Source organism: Pseudomonas sp. AK-TSAG1-1 (assembly GCF_056821665.1).
This window is the reverse complement of record NZ_CM165965.1, coordinates 6,215,357-6,230,538: the sequence shown is the minus strand read 5'-3', so window position 1 is coordinate 6,230,538 and position 15,182 is coordinate 6,215,357. Positions and strand designations below refer to the sequence as shown.

Genomic DNA, 15,182 nt, shown 5'->3' with positions numbered 1-15,182 from the left:
GCAGCCCTTTCGTTGTCGATTCGGTGACCACAGTCTATGGCTGAAAGGTGGGGCAGGTGCTTGCGTAGTCAGCTTCAAAAACTCATTGGATTGGCATAACCTGCTTTCTTTTTGCGCCTCGACCATCAGGATCTGCCAACCATGAAACTTGACGCCTTTGATCGCAAGATTCTCGCCGCGCTGCAACGCAACGGACGGCTGAGCAACGTCGAGCTGGCGGACGAGATCGGGTTGTCGGCGTCACCGTGCCTGCGCCGGGTGCGGATGCTGGAAGAGGCCGGGGTGATTCGCGGCTATCAGGCCAATCTGGATCGCGATGAGGTGGGGCTGGGGCTGACGGTGTTTGTCGGGGTCAAGGTCGAGCGCCACAACGACGAACAGGCCGAGGCCTTTTATGCGGCGGTCACGGCGCTGCCGGAGGTGATCTCGGCGTTTCTGGTGTCGGGCGAATCGGACTTTCTGTTGCAGGTGGTGGTGCCGGATCTGCGCGCGTACGACCGCTTTCTCAGCGGTTGCCTGCTGAAGCTGCCGGGGGTCAGTGACATTCGCAGCAATTTTGCGATTCACACGGTGAAGACCCCGGGAGCATTGCCGTTGGGGCATCTACCGGATTGAGATCGAGCTGCTCCTTTCGCGTGCAGGCTCGCTCCCACATTCGAATGTGATCAAAGGTGGGAGTGAGCCTGCTCGCGATAGCGGTCACCCATAGCTTTGCTGACTACATCTGCGTCGCCATCCCCTCGACATTCATCGCCGCTTGGCGCAACGCTTCTGAACGTGTCGGGTGCGGGTGGCAGGTCAGCGCGATGTCTTCGGCCGATGCGCTGAATTCCATGGCCACGCAGTATTCGCCGATCATTTCGCTGACGCTCGGGCCGACCAGGTGCACGCCGAGGATTTCGTCCGTGCGTTGGTCGGCGAGGACTTTGGCGAAGCCTTCGGTTTCGTGGTTGATCTTCGCCCGGCTGTTGGCGGTGAACGGGAACTTGCCGACTTTATAGGCGCGGCCCTCGGCCTTGAGCTGCTCTTCGGTCTTGCCGACGCTGGCCAGTTCCGGCCGGGTGTAGATGACGTTGGGAATCAACTCGTAATTGACCTCGCCGGCCTTGCCGACGATCTGTTCCACACAGGCCATCGCCTCATCTTCGGCCTTGTGCGCGAGCATCGGCCCGGACGTCACGTCGCCGATCACCCAGACGCCAGGCGCTTCGGTGCGATGCTGGCGGTTGGCGAGCATGCCGCGCTTGTCGGTGGTCAGGCCCACGTTCTCCAGACCCAGGCCCTGGGTGTATGGACGCCGGCCGATCGCGACCAGCACGTAGTCGGCTTCCAGCAGCTCGGCACTGCCACCGGCGGCGGGTTCGACGCTGAGCTGCACACCGGTGGCCGAGGTCGTGGCGCTGGTGACCTTCGAACTCAACTTGAAGCTGATGCCTTGTTTGCTCAGCGAGCGCTGCAGGGTCTTGCCGGCCTCGCCATCGACGCCGGGGCAGATGCGGTCGAGGTATTCGACCACGGTCACCTGGGCACCGAGACGGCGCCATACCGAGCCGAGTTCGAGGCCGATCACTCCGGCGCCAATCACCACCAGATGCTTGGGTACTTCACTCAGGGACAGTGCGCCCGTGGAGTCAAGGATGCGTTGGTTGTCGATCTCGACGCCGGGCAGAGGCGTGGGTTCGGAGCCGGTGGCGATGATGATGTCCTTGGCGTTCAGCCCGGTCTTGTTGCCTTGCCCATCGGTCACGCTGACTTTGCCCGGGCCATCGATGTGGCCCCAGCCCTTGATCCAGTCGACCTTGTTCTTGCGAAACAGAAACTCGATGCCTTTGGTCAGGCCGCTCACGCTCTCGTCTTTCTGTTTCATCATCTGCGCGAGGTTGAGCGTGGGTTTGACCTCGATGCCGAGGTTGGCGAATTCCGCACCCATGGCCGCGTCGTATAGCTCCGAGGCGTGGAGCAAGGCCTTGGACGGCATGCAGCCGACGTTCAGGCAGGTGCCGCCCAAGGTGGCGCGGCCTTCCACGCACGCGGCTTTCAGGCCCAGTTGGCCGGCGCGGATCGCCGCGTTATAACCACCGGGGCCGCCGCCCAGAATTACCACGTCGTAGTGACTCATGCTCTTGCTCCTCGTTGACGGATGCGGATCGCTAAAAGTAGTGGGTCGATAAAATTACGAACGTAATATGTGCGTTTCCGGACATTTCGGTCAAGGCTTCAGGCAAGCGACAGGTTGCGCATCTTTAGATAAGCGTATTTGTGTACGAATATTTCACGCTTTTCGTTATATCGTAACGATAAGACGGGTGAATCAATGGCTTTGGGGTGATATGCAAGTCGATCTGGATCTCGATGGCGCGCAAGTGACCGGGTTGCCGCGCTTTCAACAAGCAGCCGTGCAGGGGCGACGTTTGCGCCGCTTGGCCATTGGCCTCGGCGGGTTGGCCGGGGCAGGGTGGGTACTGGCGTTTTTTGTCGGGCTGTTTGCCGCGCAATCGTTATGGCCAGCATTGCTGGTGAATCTGAGTGCGGCAGTGCTGGTGCTGGTCGCCGGGCTGCAGTCGGCCTGGTGGGTGACGCAGTGGCGCGCACGGGTGATGAACCCGCCGGCGCGGGTGGCGCCGACCGAGGAGGCTGAGCCCGCGACGCCTGACGGCTGGTATGAACGGCTGCTGGAGCGCCTGAGTCAACGCGGATTGCATCTGCTGGGTCAAATCGGCGCGGCCACGTTGTGGCTCGGCGGTTGGTCGGCGTTGGTGGTGCTGAGCATCGAGCAAGTGTGGAACCTTGCCTTGCCGGCCGGCGCGGTCGGCGTGTCTGCCACCGTCGGCGCGGTGCTGATGTTGCTGCTGGGCTTCGGCTTGCTGGTGCTGGAACGCCAACTGGCTCAGGAGCCTCCGGCGCAATGGCCGGAGGCCGGATCCCTTGCGCAATTGGCGCGGGTGGCGATCATCAGTCTGGTGCTTGGCGCCTTGTGTCTGTTGTTTGCCAACGACGCTTCGGTGTGGCCCGTCAGGCTCGCGGTGTTGATCGGGATCTTGCCGGGAATGGTCGCGATCGAGTTGCTACTGCGCGCGATTCTGTCGATATTCAGCCCGTATCGCGAACAGCTGGAACCGACCCTGCTGGCGCGTAGTTTTGTCGCTGACATGCTGCGTTGGCCGCCTCAGCCGCTGCTCGCCTTGCAGCACGAATTGCACAACCGTTTCGGCATCGATCTGCGACAGATCTGGGCTTTCAGCTACATGCGTCGCGCCTTTATCCCGGTGCTGGCGCTGGTCGCTGCAGTCGGCTGGTTGCTGACCGGGATCCACGAAATTCCGCTGCAAGGGCGCGGCATCTACGAGCGTTTCGGCAAACCGGTGCAAGTGTTCGGCCCCGGCTTGCACGTCGGTTTGCCGTGGCCGCTGGGCCGTGTGCTGAGTGTCGAGAATGGTGTGGTGCACGAGTTGGCGACCAGCGTCGGTGATAGCGCCGCACCGGCGCAAGCACCGACCCAGGCCGAGCCCGCCGAAGGACCGGCGCCGATGACCGCCAACCGCCTGTGGGATGCCAGTCACGTCAACGATAAATCCCAAGTGATTGCCAGCAGCCGAGGCGATCAGCAGAGCTTTCAGATCGTCAACATGGACGTGCGCTTCGTCTATCGCATCGGCCTGCGGGATCAGGATGCCTTGGCCGCCACCTACAACAATGCCGATGTGCCGACGCTGATTCGCAGCACCGCCAGCCGGATTCTGGTTCATGATTTTGCCTCGCGCACCCTCGACGGTCTGCTCGGTTCCGACCGGGTAGGGCTGGGCGAAGAAATCCGCCGCGCAGTGCAGGGCGATCTGCAGAAGCTCGACAGCGGTGTGGAGATTCTCGCCACCGTGGTCGAAGCCATTCATCCACCGGCCGGTGCCGCCAATGCCTATCACAGCGTGCAGGCAGCGCAGATCGGCGCGCAGGCGTTGATCTCCCGTGAGCGCGGGGCTGCAGCTGAAGCCAGTAACCAGGCGCAGTTGCAGGCCAGCCTTGTGCGGGATCAGGCCAGTGCCGGTGCGCGTGAAGTCAGCGCCACCGCGCAGGCGGCGGATCTGAAGTTCAAGGCTGAACAACAAGCCTATGCCAGCGCCGGCCAGGCGTTCGTGCTGGAGCAATATTTCAGTCAGCTCAGCCAAGGCCTGAGCAAGGCCAGGCTGCTGGTGCTCGACCACCGTTTAGGCGGTAGCAGCAATGCGCCGACCATCGACCTGCGTACGTTCACGCTGCCGGCTGACCCGACGCCCGCGCGCACCACCGCTCAACCAGGAGTTGCCCATTGAGCCAGTCGCACACTCACGATTCGCATGACCACAGCGGCCATGATCACGGCCACGCCGGGCATCACCATCATCATGGGCATCATCACCATCATCACGGTGCGCCGGAAGAGGCGGGACCGTTCCCGTGGCGGCGCATGGGCTGGGCGGTGTTATTGGTGGCGTTTGCCATCGCTGCGGCGAGCCTGGTGCAAGTGCGCTCGGGCGAGGCTACGGTCATCACCCGTTTCGGCAATCCGTCGCGGGTGTTGCTTGAGCCCGGTTTGAGCTGGCGCTGGCCGGCGCCGTTCGAAGCCGCGATCCCGGTGGATCTGCGCCTGCGCACCACCTCCAGCGGTTTGCAGGATGTCGGCACCCGCGATGGTTTGCGCATCATCGTTCAGGCTTACGTGGCGTGGCAGGTGCAGGGCGACCCGGATAACGTGCAGCGTTTCATGCGGGCGGTGCAAAACCAGCCGGATGAGGCGGCGCGGCAGATTCGCACGTTCGTCGGCTCGGCACTGGAAACCACCGCGAGCAGTTTCGACCTGGCGAACCTGGTCAACACCGATGCCAGTCAGGTGCGCATCGCCGACTTCGAAGCTCAATTGCGCAAGCAGATCGATCAACAACTGCTCGCGACTTATGGTGTGCGCGTGGTGCAGGTTGGCATCGAACGGCTGACCTTGCCTTCGGTAACGCTCACGGCCACGGTCGATAGAATGCGCGCCGAGCGTGAAACCATTGCCACCGAACGCACGGCCATTGGCAAGCGTGAAGCTGCGCAAATTCGCTCGGCTGCCGAGCGCGATGCGCGAATTGTGCAGGCGGATGCCACGGTGAAAGCCGCAGAAATCGAAGCGCAATCCCGGGTCGAAGCGGCTCAGATCTATGGCCGCGCCTACGCCGGGTCGCCGCAGCTGTACAACCTGCTGCGCTCGCTGGACACGCTCGGCACCATCGTTACACCGGACACCAAGCTGATCCTGCGCACCGACGCCGCGCCATTCCGCGTGTTGGTAGACGGTCCGCCGACTGTTGATAACAAATCCGGATCGCAGCCATGAGTGATGAAGTTCCACGTGGAACACATTCGTTGAGCAGTCCGTGGATTCAGGCCGGACGCCTGGCGTTTTTCGCTTTGTATGCGGTCACTGTTCTGGCCGCGTTGGCGTGGGCGTTTTCCAATGTACGGCAGATCGATCCGCAGAATCGCGCCGTGGTTTTGCACTTTGGTGCACTGGATCGCATCCAGAATGCCGGCCTGTTGCTGGCCTGGCCACAGCCCTTCGAACAGGTGGTGTTGCTGCCTGCAGCGGATCGGGTGATTGAGCGCCGAGTAGAAAACCTGCTGCGCAGCAGTGAGGCGATCAAGGCTGATCGCGTTGCGACATTTGCCACTCCGCTGAGCGATGCGCTGGCCGGTTCCGGTTATTTGCTGACCGGCGACGCTGGTGTCGTGCAACTGGATGTGCGGGTGTTTTACAAGGTCACCGATCCGTATGACTTCGTATTGCAAGGTGATCATGTGCTGCCGGCATTGGATCGGCTGGTCACGCGCAGTGCGGTGGCTTTGACCGCCGCTCGTGATCTGGACACGATTCTGGTAGCCCGGCCAGAGTTGATCGGCGCCGACAATCAGGCGGCTGAGCGCCGCGAACGTTTGCGCGGTGATCTGGTGCAAGGCATCAACAAGCGCCTGGCAGAACTCAAGGCGAACGGGCAGGGTATCGGTATCGAAGTGGCGCGAGTCGACGTTCAGTCGAGTCTCCCAGACCCGGCTGTCAGCGCCTTCAATGCTGTGTTGACTGCTAGCCAGCAAGCCGACAAAGCGGTCGCCAACGCACGCACCGAGGCGGAAAAACTTACCCAGACCGCCAACGAACAAGCCGACCGCACCCTGCAAGTGGCTCACGCGCAGGCCGGCGAACGGTTGGCGAAAGCCTCCGCCGACACCGCCACGGTAATGAGCCTGGCCAAGGCGCAACAGCAGGGCACCGATCCGCAGATGCTCCTGCGGTTGTACCGCGAACGTATGCCAAAAATTCTCGGCCAGGCCGGTTCCGTGACTACGGTCGATCCGAAAGACGATTCCCGCCTGATCATTCAGGGAGCCAGTAAATGACTGCGACCACTGCCGCACCGAGCCTGTTGTCCTCGGCCGAACAGCGCCGCGCCGCACGGCAATTGACCCTGGCCATGCTCGCCCTGGGCTTGCTTGGCCTTGGTCTGATCTGGCGCTGGCTGGTGCCGGAGCAAACCGGTGTCAGTCAGTTGCTGCTGGGTTTTGCTTCTTTATTGGTGGCGGTGCCGGTGATGCGTTCGGCGTGGTACAGCCTGCGTTATCCGAGCCTGCACGGCATCACTGATCAACTGATTGCACTGGCCATGCTCGGTGCGTGGGCGACCGGCGACCTGCTGACCGCCGCGTTGCTGCCGATCATCATGATCTTCGGCCACGTGCTGGAGGAGCGCAGCGTGATAGGTTCGCAGGAAGCGATTCACGCCCTCGGTCAGTTGACCCGCAGCCACGCACGCAAGATTCAAGCGGACGGCTCGATCATCGAAGTGGATAACGGCACGCTCAAACCCGGCGACACCGTAGAGGTGCGCGCCGGTGATCGGGTGCCGGCGGATGGGCGGGTGCTGTTCGGCCAGGCCAGCCTCGACACGGCGTCGATCACCGGCGAGTCGGTCCCGGTTGAAACGGCAGTGGGCATGACGGTATTCGGCGGGGCGATCAACCTCGACGGCTTGCTGCGCATTGAAGTGACCCGCACCGGCGACCAATCGACGCTGGGCAAGGTCATTGCGCTGATGCAAAACGCCGAGCGCTCGAAGCCACCGATCACCCGTCTGCTCGAGCGGTATGCCGGCAGCTACATGGTGCTGGTGTTGCTGCTGGCGGCGGTGACCTGGTTCGTGACCAACGATGCGCAAGCGATGCTCGCGGTATTGGTCGCCGCCTGTCCTTGCGCGCTGGTGTTGTCGGCACCGGCCACGGCGATTGCCGGCGTCGCGGTGGCGGCGCGCCACGGCATTCTGATCCGCAGTTCGGCCTTCCTCGAAGAGCTGGCGGACCTGACCTCGCTGGTGGTCGACAAGACCGGCACCCTGACTTACGGCACCTTGCGTTTGCAATCGATCAGCAGCCCGCGACTGGATCAGGCCTCGGTGATGGCACTGGCCGCCAGTCTCGGCGCGGCCAGCAGCCACCCGGTCAGTCGTGCGCTGGCCGGGCTGGTCAGTCAGGAGCAGAGCCTGCCATTGACCGATATTCATGAGCGTCAGGGCCTCGGCGTGGTTGCCATGACTGCCCAAGGCGAGGCGGCGTTGGGGCGGCCCGAGTTGTTCGCACAACTGGGCATTGTCACCACGCCTGTTCCCGAACATGACGGGCCGATTGCCGGCTTGGCCTTGAACGGTGAGTTTGTCGCCTGGTTATTGCTGGCGGACAGCGTCAAACCGGAAGCGCGTTTTGCCCTCGGCGAATTGCGCGAACTGGGTCTGGGGCGCCAGTTGCTGCTGACCGGCGACCGCCAGAGTGTTGCGCAGAACCTGGCTCGCGAAGTGGGCCTGCAGGAGGTACAAGCGCAGGCGCTGCCCGAGGACAAACTCAACCGCGTGCTCAAGGAAATCGACAACGGTTTCCGGCCGATGGTGGTGGGTGACGGCATCAATGATTCGCTGGCACTCAAGGCCGGGGTGGTGGGGGTCGCAATGGGCGCCGGCGGTGCCGACATTGCGCTGGCTTCGGCGGACATCGTCTTGATCGGCAGCGACCTGCGCCGCCTCGGCACTTGTGTGCGGCTCAGTCGCCAATGCCGCCGGACCTTGCAGGTCAACGTCATCATCGGTCTGGGCTGGACCTTGGCGATCGTGGTATTCGCAGCCTTCGGCTGGCTCGGCGCGGCGGGGGCGATGATCGCTGCGTTGCTGCATAACCTCAGCACGCTGCTGGTGCTGGGCAATGCCGGGCGTTTGCTGCGGTTTCAGGAGCCGCTGCTCAAGCTCAAGGACGATCGTTGAAATTATTTTTTGTACCTCTGTAACGCCGTCGGGGCAGCCCTCTCTAGTGCTATGTCGGGACTGAACAACCTTCCAGCCGACACCCCTGACGCTTACCGAGGATTAAAAAATGACTATCAAGACCGCTGCTGCTGGTGCCGCCCTCGCTTTGGCCGCTGCCACAATGTTTGCCGGTGTTGCTACCAATGCGATGGCAGCCGATGCCCAGGTTCACTGCTACGGTGTGAACGCCTGCAAAGGCCAGAACGACTGCAAGACCAAGGACCATGCGTGCAAAGGCATGGGTTCCTGCAAGGGTCAGGGCTTCAAGGCGATGACTCAGTCGGCTTGCGAAAAAGCCGGTGGCAAGGTCGGCGAGTAAGCCACCTGTGAGTGCTGCCGCAGCGGGTGATGCCGCTGCGGCCACTTTGCAAAGGAGTCCTGGCATGTCAGCTTCCGTTCCTTTCCTGGGCTATGGCCTGGGTTTGCGCAGCGCCTATTACCAGCAGATCCTCGAACAGTCGCCGGCCGTGGACTGGTTTGAAGTGGTCTCGGAAAACTTCATGGTGCAGGGCGGTAAAGCCTTGTACTTTCTCGACGCCATTGCCGAACGCTATCCCGTGGTGATGCATGGCGTGTCCCTGTCCATCGGCGGGCCGCATGCCCTCGATCCGGACTATCTCAAACAGCTCAAGCACTTGGCCGACCGGGTCAGACCGGCGTGGATCTCCGATCACCTGTGCTGGAGCCGTGGCAATGCCCATCAGTTGCATGACTTGCTGCCGCTGCCGTACACCGAAGAAAGCCTTGAGTACATCGCCGCGCGCGTGACGCAGGTGCAGGACGTGTTGCAGCGGCCGTTGGTGCTGGAGAACGTTTCCAGTTACGTGCGCGCAGCCTCCGATGACTTCAGCGAATGGGAATTTCTGCAGGCACTGAGTCGCGTCAGCGGCTGCGAGTTGCTGCTGGACGTCAACAACGTCTACGTCAGCTCTCGCAATCACGGCTTTGATCCGTGGACGTTCATTCAGAGTTTGCCCAAGGACAAGGTGCGCCAGCTGCATCTGGCCGGGCATAGCGATTACGGTGACTACGTGATCGACACTCACGATCATCCGGTCAGCGATCCGGTCTGGGCGTTGTATCAACGCACCCTGGAGCACTTCGGCCCGGTGGCGACGCTGCTGGAGCGTGATGATCATTTCCCGCCGCTTGAAGAACTGCTCGACGAACTGCACAAGGCCCGTGAACTGGGTGATCGGGTTTTGGCCGGGAGACAGCCATGCGCCTGAACGAATGGCAATTGGCATTTGAGGCCTTTCTGCTGGAGGACGCGACGACGTCGCCCCCGGCCTTGACTACCAGCCTGATCGGCGGCCCGACGCTGGATGTCGACACCGGGCTGGCGATCTATCACAACGCCTACAAGGCGCGTTTACTGGAAGTGCTGCGTAACGACTTCCCGGCTATCCATCACTGGATGGGGGATGAGGAGTTCGATGGGCTCGCCAGTGCGTACATCCGCCGATACCCGTCGACGCACTACAGTCTGCGTTGGCTCGGTCGTGGTTTTGAAGCGTTTATCCGCGAGTATCTGATGCCGGAGCAGAGCGCGCCGTTGAGTGAACTGGCAGCGCTGGAGTGGGCGTTCACGCTGGCTTTTGATGCGCTGCCCGGTGTGCCGTTGACGATTGAGGCGATGGCGGCGCTGTCTGCCCAGGAATGGCCTGCACTTCAGCTCAAGCCGACGCCCTCGGTGCAATGGCTTGAGCAGCGATTCAACAGCCTGGCTGTGTGGCGTTCGGTCAAGGAAGCGACGGATTTCCCCGACAGCTCGGCACTTCAAGACCCGCAGGTATGCCTGGTCTGGCGCAATGATCTGCTGTGCAATTACCGCAGTCTGGAACCGGCCGAGGCCAATGCCCTGAACGGCCTGTTCAACGAGGGTTGGAATTTCGCCGAACTGTGCGCCGAGTTAGCAGTCATCTATGGTGAGGGCGCACCACTTCAGGCCGTGACCTGGTTAAAGCAGTGGGTGCATGACGGCCTGCTGGAGCGTCTGGAACGATAGGCTCGGCTTATCAAATCGATAGCCTGCTATTTTTCAAGGATGGTCTACCCTCAGATCTGACGTCTGAAACAAGGGGGATTTTCCATGCTCGCGCAACTTCCACCGGCCTTACAGAAACTGCAGCTTCCGCTTCGCCTGCGGCTCTGGGACGGCCATGAGTTCAATCTGGGGCCGGCGCCCAGCGTCACCATCGTGGTCAAGGACCCGCAGATGGTCACCCAGTTCACGCATCCAAGCCTCGACGCGCTGGGGGCGGCGTTTGTCGAAGGCAAGCTCGAACTGGAGGGCTCGATCAGCGAGGTCATCCGGGTCTGCGACGAATTGAGCAGCGCCTTGCTCGATGAAGACGACGGTGCCCAGCCAGTGCGTGCAGTGCACGACAAGGAAACCGACGCCAAAGCCATTTCCTATCACTACGACTTGTCCAACGCGTTCTACCAGCTGTGGCTGGACAGTGACATGGCGTATTCCTGCGCCTATTTCGAAACCGGCAGTGAAACCCTGGAGCAGGCGCAACAGGCCAAATTCCGTCACCTGTGTCGCAAGCTGCGTTTGCAGCCGGGCGACTATCTGCTGGATGTCGGTTGTGGCTGGGGAGGCCTGGCGCGTTATGCCGCGCGGGAATTCGGGGCCAAGGTGTTCGGCATCACCCTGAGCAAGGAACAGCTGGAACTGGCCCGGGAGCGGGTCAAGGCCGAGGGCCTGGAAGACCAGGTCGAACTGCAACTGCTCGACTACCGCGACCTGCCTCAGGACGGTCGCTTCGACAAGGTGGTCAGCGTCGGTATGTTCGAACATGTCGGCCATGCCAACCTCGCCGAATACTGCAAGGTCCTGTTCGGCGCGGTGAAGGAGGGCGGTCTGGTGATGAACCACGGCATCACCGCCAAGCACACTGATGGCCGTCCGGTGGGACGCGGTGCGGGTGACTTCATCGAAAAATACGTATTCCCCAACGGTGAGCTGCCGCACCTGTCGATGATTTCGGCCGAGATCAGCGAAGCCGGGTTGGAGATTGTCGACGTCGAAAGCCTGCGCCTGCATTACGCGCGCACGCTTGATCACTGGAGCGAGCGTCTGGAGGACAACCTCGAAGCCGCCGGGAAACTGGTGCCGGATCAGGCATTGCGCATCTGGCGCCTGTATCTGGCCGGTTGCGCCTACGCTTTCGCACGTGGCTGGATCAATCTGCACCAGATTCTCGCGGTGAAGGCGCATCCGGACGGCAGCCATGAACTGCCCTGGACCCGCGACGACATCTATCACCCTTGAGGCCTGAACCATCCCCCTCTCTCGTCGAGAGGGGATGAGCCTCTCAGAGAATCGGTGAGATAAGCCGGGCGATCCGCATGCCGAGCTGTTGCAGGCGGTGGACCTCCCGGCTTTCTTCTTTGGCGATTTCGTAAGCCTGGTCGAAGTCCTCGTTGAGCATGTGTTCCACGCTGGCGGCGAACTCGCTGTCGACGGTCAGTAGCATCACTTCAAAATTCAGCCGGAATGAACGGTTATCCAGATTGGCGCTGCCGATGGCGCTGATTTCGCTGTCGATCAACACCACTTTCTGATGCAGGAATCCGGGTTCGTAGCGGAATACCCGCACGCCGGCGCGCACCGCTTCGAACGCGTAGAGGCTGGACGCGGCGTAGACGATGCGGTGATCCGGGCGCGAAGGCAGCAGCAGGCGCACGTCGACGCCGCGCAGTACTGCCAGGCGCAATGCGGCGAATACCGCCTCATCGGGAATGAAATACGGGCTGGTGATCCACACCCGTTCCGTCGCTGCATGGATTGCTTCGACGAAGAACAGCGAACAGGTTTCGTAGGCGTCGGCCGGACCGCTCGCGAGCAACTGGCAGAGCACGCCGTCCTCCGGGTAGACATCCGGCAGGATCAGTGGCGGCAACGTGCGCGCGGCCCAGAACCAGTCCTCGGCAAACGACTCCTGCATGCAGGCCACCACCGGGCCACGGACCTGGACATGGGTATCGCGCCATGGCGCCAGTGGCGGCTTCTCGCCCAGGTATTCATCACCGACGTTATGCCCGCCGACAAAGCCGAGCACGCCATCGACCACGACGATTTTGCGGTGGTTGCGGAAATTCACCTGAAAGCGATTGAGCCAGCCGCTGCGCGTGGCAAAGGCTTTGACCTCGACACCACCATCGCGCAACGCCTGCACGTAACTGTGGGGCAAGGCGTGACTGCCGATCCGGTCGTAGAGCAGATGAATCGCCACGCCTTCGGCGGCTTTTTTCAGCAACAGGTCGCGCAGGCTTTGACCAAGACGGTCGTCATGGATGATGAAGAACTGAATCAGTACGGCTTCACGCGCTTGATCGATCGCCTGGAAAATCGCCGAAAAGGTCGCGTGGCCATTCACCAACAGTTGCACTTCGTTGTTCGCCAGACACGGCATGCGCCCCAACTTGGGCATGGCGCGCAGGGAGGCGTAGGCATTCGAGGCGCGGGCGGTGAGGGCTTCTTCCACCCACGGTCGCCAGTTCAACTCGGAAATTGCCTGACGCATCTGTTCGTTGGCCTGGCGCCGCGCCTTGATGTAACCGTCGAAGGTGCTACGGCCGAACACCAGATAGGGGATGAGCGTCAGGTAGGGTATGAAAATAAGCGACAATGCCCAGGCGATCGAGCCTTGGGCGGTGCGAACGGTCAGCACCGCGTGGATGGCGGCGATCAAGCCGAGGCTGTGTATCAGGGCGATCAGATAACCGAAAATGTGCGGTCCAAAATAATCCATGGGGCAGCCTTGCTCCTGAAGATTCAATGCGTAACAGACCATGTTCCAGCGCGATTGTCGCTATTTAATTGGCCCATGAACCGAAGCCATCGGCCGACGTCTAACGGCCACTACTGATCAGGAGTTTTTTCGATGAACGTTCGTCTGCTGGGTTTGGCGCTGGGCCTGGGTTTGGCAATGCCGTTGGTGGCGCAGGCGCAGATGCTGCAGCCGGGGCTGTGGGAGATGACCTCGAGCAACGTCAAGGTCGATGACCAGCCAATGGATGTGCAATCGATCCTCGGCCAGCTTCAAGGTCAGATGACCCCGCAACAACGGGCAGCGCTGGAGAAGAACGGGATCAATATTGGCGGCAAGGGCATCCGTGCGTGCCTCACGCCGCAGCAGGTCGCGACCAACGATATCCCGCTGGCCGATCCGCAGTCGGGCTGTAAACAGCAGATCACCGAGCGCACCGGCAACCAATGGAAATTCCGTTTCAGTTGCCCGAAAGCGCAGGGGACTGGCGTCGCCACGTTCCTCAGTGATCGGGAGTTCACCACCGTGGCCAACGGCACGTTCAATGCCATCGGCATTAACCAGAAGGGCAGCCTGGAAACCCGCGCGGTGTGGTTGGGTCAGGATTGCGGCACTGTTAAGCCAAGAACGTAAAAGCTTCGCGAGCAAGCCCGCTCCCACAGTTGGAATGCATTTCCCTGTGGGGGCGAGCCTGCTCGCGAAAGCGTTTGATGATCAGCGCATAAACCGCAACGGTAGGCCCTGACACCCTTCATTGATCCGTCCGCCATCCCACGCAATTTGCCCCGACACCAACGTAGTATTCACCCGGTGCCGGAAGGTTCTGTTGGCAAACGGCGTCCAACCGCACTGCGACAGAATCGGTTGCCGAGACACTTCCAGAGCCGTCGGTTCAACCAGCACCAGATCCGCCCAATAGCCCTCACGCAAATAACCCCGATCGGGAATCGCAAACAGATCTGCCACCCGGTGACTGGTCTTCGCCACCAGCGCGGTGATCGGCAACACGCCGTCGGCCACCAGTTCCAGCAGCGCCGGCAAAGCCTGTTGCACCAGCGGCAAACCGCAAGGTGCCTCGGCGTACGGGCGCTGCTTTTCCTCCCAAGTGTGCGGTGCGTGATCGCTGCCGATCACATCCAGTCGATTAGTCAGTAACGCCGCGCGCAAGGCATCTCGGTCGGCCCGGGTCTTGATCGCCGGATTGCATTTGATCAGGTTGCCCAGGGCTGGGTAGTCGCGGTCATCGAACAGCAGATGATGCAGGCAGACTTCAGCCGTGATGTGTTTCTGCACGAGCGGCTTGTCCGCGAACAACTCGAGTTCGCGAGCGGTGGTCAGGTGCAAGACATGCAGGCGGGTGCCGTGCCGTTTCGCCAGTTCCACCGCCAGTGAAGAGGAGCGGTAGCAAGCCTCGGCATCGCGCACCCGCGCATGGATATTGGCCGGCAAGTGTTCGCCCAGGCGCTCGCGCAGTCGGGCTGCGTTGGCCTCGATGCTCGGCGTGTGTTCGCAATGGGCCAACAGAATCGTTGGCACTTCGGCGAACAGGCGCTCGAGAATCTTCGGGTCATCCACCAGCATGTTGCCGGTGGAGGCACCCATGAACACTTTGACCCCGGCGACTTCGCAGGGATTCAGCGCGGCGACCGTGTCGAGGTTGTCCTGGCTCACGCCGAAGTGGAAGCCGTAATTGGCCACAGAGTTGATCGCCGCCCGACGCTTTTTGTCGGCCAGCGCTTCGAGGGTGAGGGTGGCCGGCTGGGTATTGGGCATGTCCATGAAGCTGGTGATGCCACCGGCTACCGCCGCTCGAGACTCGGTGTGAATGCAGCCCTTTGCCGGTGCTCCCGGTTCGCGAAAATGCACTTGGTCATCGATCATGCCCGGTATCAGCCACTGGCCACGAGCGTCGATCTCCACCCGTGCATTTTCGCCGTCGATAGTGCGCGCGATCTTGACGATGCGGCCATGGCTGACCAACAGATCCCCATCGAATTCGCGTCCTTCGTTGACCAGTCTTGCGTTGCGAATCAGCACGCTGCTCATG

Annotated in this window: 13 protein-coding genes; 10 read left to right on the top strand and 3 right to left on the bottom strand. The window is 61.7% G+C overall.

Annotated elements, in window-relative coordinates; all coding sequences use genetic code 11:
* Positions 1–141 precede the first annotated feature (141 nt).
* Positions 142–615 carry an Lrp/AsnC family transcriptional regulator gene (locus tag AC1UK9_RS28270; protein ID WP_025112605.1) on the top strand — a complete coding sequence of 158 codons (474 nt, stop codon included), beginning with the start codon at positions 142–144 and terminating at the stop codon, positions 613–615.
* A gap of 103 nt (positions 616–718) precedes the next feature.
* Here the strand turns inward: AC1UK9_RS28270 and lpdA are convergent, their stop codons facing one another.
* A complete protein-coding gene (gene lpdA / locus AC1UK9_RS28265) occupies positions 719–2,119 on the bottom strand; it encodes a dihydrolipoyl dehydrogenase (protein WP_482578890.1) in 1,401 nt (466 codons plus the stop codon).
* Between the two features lie 211 nt (positions 2,120–2,330).
* Between lpdA and hflK (AC1UK9_RS28260) the strand changes: the two genes are divergently transcribed.
* The 8 genes from hflK (AC1UK9_RS28260) to cfaB all read left to right on the top strand — a co-directional run bounded on the left by hflK (AC1UK9_RS28260) (position 2,331) and on the right by cfaB (position 11,634).
* The gene (gene hflK / locus AC1UK9_RS28260; protein WP_482580532.1) at positions 2,331–4,307 is read left to right on the top strand and encodes a protease modulator HflK; all 1,977 of its coding nucleotides are present in this window, start codon (positions 2,331–2,333) and stop codon (positions 4,305–4,307) included.
* Complete coding sequence (gene hflC, locus AC1UK9_RS28255) at positions 4,304–5,350, top strand: protease modulator HflC (RefSeq protein ID WP_473014000.1); 1,047 nt, start codon at positions 4,304–4,306, stop codon at positions 5,348–5,350. Before hflK (AC1UK9_RS28260) ends, hflC begins: the two co-directional genes overlap by 4 nt.
* A complete protein-coding gene (gene hflK, locus AC1UK9_RS28250; protein WP_482578889.1) occupies positions 5,347–6,408 on the top strand; it encodes a protease modulator HflK in 1,062 nt (353 codons plus the stop codon). Before hflC ends, hflK (AC1UK9_RS28250) begins: the two co-directional genes overlap by 4 nt.
* Positions 6,405–8,312 carry a heavy metal translocating P-type ATPase gene (locus AC1UK9_RS28245; protein WP_025112610.1) on the top strand — a complete coding sequence of 636 codons (1,908 nt, stop codon included), beginning with the start codon at positions 6,405–6,407 and terminating at the stop codon, positions 8,310–8,312. Before hflK (AC1UK9_RS28250) ends, AC1UK9_RS28245 begins: the two co-directional genes overlap by 4 nt.
* Positions 8,313–8,421: 109 nt before the next feature.
* Positions 8,422–8,673, top strand: coding sequence for a BufA2 family periplasmic bufferin-type metallophore (bufA2, locus tag AC1UK9_RS28240; RefSeq protein WP_025112611.1), 252 nt, complete (start codon positions 8,422–8,424; stop codon positions 8,671–8,673).
* A gap of 64 nt (positions 8,674–8,737) precedes the next feature.
* Complete coding sequence (bufB, locus tag AC1UK9_RS28235) at positions 8,738–9,583, top strand: MNIO family bufferin maturase (RefSeq protein WP_482578888.1); 846 nt, start codon at positions 8,738–8,740, stop codon at positions 9,581–9,583.
* Complete coding sequence (locus AC1UK9_RS28230) at positions 9,574–10,362, top strand: HvfC/BufC family peptide modification chaperone (protein WP_473013996.1); 789 nt, start codon at positions 9,574–9,576, stop codon at positions 10,360–10,362. The genes bufB and AC1UK9_RS28230 overlap by 10 nt, the downstream gene beginning before the upstream one ends.
* A gap of 84 nt (positions 10,363–10,446) precedes the next feature.
* Positions 10,447–11,634 carry a C17 cyclopropane fatty acid synthase CfaB gene (gene cfaB, locus AC1UK9_RS28225; RefSeq protein WP_482578887.1) on the top strand — a complete coding sequence of 396 codons (1,188 nt, stop codon included), beginning with the start codon at positions 10,447–10,449 and terminating at the stop codon, positions 11,632–11,634.
* A gap of 43 nt (positions 11,635–11,677) precedes the next feature.
* Here the strand turns inward: cfaB and cls are convergent, their stop codons facing one another.
* Positions 11,678–13,117: a cardiolipin synthase gene (cls, locus tag AC1UK9_RS28220; RefSeq protein ID WP_473013994.1), complete on the bottom strand. Its 1,440-nt coding sequence runs from the start codon at positions 13,115–13,117 to the stop codon at positions 11,678–11,680.
* A 132-nt stretch (positions 13,118–13,249) separates the two neighbouring features.
* Between cls and AC1UK9_RS28215 the strand changes: the two genes are divergently transcribed.
* Entirely contained in the window at positions 13,250–13,768 is a 519-nt protein-coding gene (locus AC1UK9_RS28215) for a DUF3617 domain-containing protein (protein ID WP_025112615.1), read from the top strand.
* An 81-nt stretch (positions 13,769–13,849) separates the two neighbouring features.
* Here the strand turns inward: AC1UK9_RS28215 and AC1UK9_RS28210 are convergent, their stop codons facing one another.
* Positions 13,850–15,181, bottom strand: a complete 1,332-nt coding sequence (locus AC1UK9_RS28210; RefSeq protein ID WP_482578886.1) for a dihydroorotase — start codon at positions 15,179–15,181, stop codon at positions 13,850–13,852.
* Between the last annotated feature and the right edge of the window lies 1 nt (position 15,182).